The sequence below is a fragment of the Kitasatospora sp. NPDC056531 genome, from assembly GCF_042794375.1.
Lineage (GTDB): Bacteria > Actinomycetota > Actinomycetes > Streptomycetales > Streptomycetaceae > Kitasatospora.
The window spans coordinates 1-1460 of sequence record NZ_JBHTTU010000355.1 but is presented as its reverse complement, the minus strand read 5'-3'; the positions used below and the strand labels follow the sequence as shown (position 1 = coordinate 1460).

The following is a 1460-nucleotide window of genomic DNA, read 5'->3' as shown; positions in this document are numbered from 1 at the left end:
GGCCCAGGGCCTGGCGGACCTGGCGTTCGATCAGGCAGAACACCAGCAGGGCCAGGCAGATGACGGTGATCAGGGCGGCGATGCGCCGGTTGTGTTCCAGGAAGATCGGCGCGACCGCGAGCGGGCCCTTGAAGTCGTTGTAGCGACGCTCGACCACGCCCTGGCCCTTGTAGCGCTTGAGGACCTCGGCCGCATCGGCCTGCTCGGGAGAGAGCCGGGTGACCAGGGCGTACCAGCCGTCGGCGGCGGCCTCGGCGTCCAGGACGTCCCGGTCGAAGTGCCAGGTCAGCAACGGGCGGCCGTCGGAATCGACAGTGACCTCGGTGCGCAGACAGCTCGCGACCCGGCGGGTCTTGGCGATTACGCCGATGCGGGCCTCGACCTTGGCCGCGGTGTTGTAGTAGCGGCCGCCGGCCGAGCGTTGCAGTTTCTCCAGGTCCTCCGCGGCCCGGGCCAGGCGTTTGGCGCGGGCGGCCTGCTGGCCCTTGGCGTTGCCGGTGGAGTGGACCAGAATTCTGCGCAGCCGGTGCTGCGGGTCACTCCTGCACGACCCGGCCATGACGTGGACGTCTTCCAGGACCCGGTAGGACTCCCGCTGGTCGGCGGGCGTGTTCCGCTCCCGGTCGCGGTCGTTGACGTAGTCGACCAGCTCGGCGGAGTCCGTGTCGAGGGCGGCGTAGACCTCGGCCTTGACCTGGGCGGCCGGGAGCGGGGCGATGAAGTCGACCTGCGCGTCCAGCAGCGCGGTGATGTTCGGGTAGGACACGAGTTTGGAGTCCGCGACGAGCAGGAAGTCCTTGCGCTCGGCTATCTTCCGCAGAGCCTTCATCGCGCCCACGACCTGCGCGACCTCGCCCGCGCCGCCGTCGTAGACCCGGTGGAACACCGGGATCCCGCCGTCCCGGCTGACGGCCAGCCCGGCCTGGATCTGCTTCAAATCGACGCGCCGGTCCTTCGGGTGACCGTACCTGACCTGCGGAAAGCCCTCTTCCTGGTCCTCATAGGCGCCGAACAGGGACATCGACGTCATGTCCCAATGGATCTGAGCGACATCTATGCCGAACTCCGCGATCGCCTGCGCGCCGATGGAGCCGGTGATCTCCTCCAGATGCGGTGCGATCGCGTCCAGCGCGCGGGCGAGCCGGTCGTCGTTGAGCAGGTCCGGCTCGACGCCGAACACCTCCTCAACGGCCCACGTCCGTGCCCACTGCCCGACCCGGACCATCGAGGTCGGCGAGGACAGCCGGTTGGCGACCAGGACCTCGATCACCTGCCCGTGCGTGAGGTGCGCGACCTCACGGATCGGGCACAGCTCGTCGATGATCCCGGCCACATCCAGCCGGCGCAGAAACTCGGCAGAGGCAGGCAGAGCGCCCAGACGCCTCTCCACCACCGGGGCCAACTCCACCGTCATACGAGGACGCTGGACCCGGGAACGACGCGAACGAGATATCGACACA

General features: G+C 68.8%; 1 protein-coding gene. It reads right to left on the bottom strand.

Features of this window, described 5'->3' with window-relative positions:
- Nucleotides 1-1414, bottom strand: a 1414-nt coding sequence (locus tag ACFQ87_RS46385; RefSeq protein ID WP_380617076.1) for an IS1634 family transposase, incomplete at its 3' end; no start/stop codon positions are given.
- Between the last annotated feature and the right edge of the window lie 46 nt (nt 1415-1460).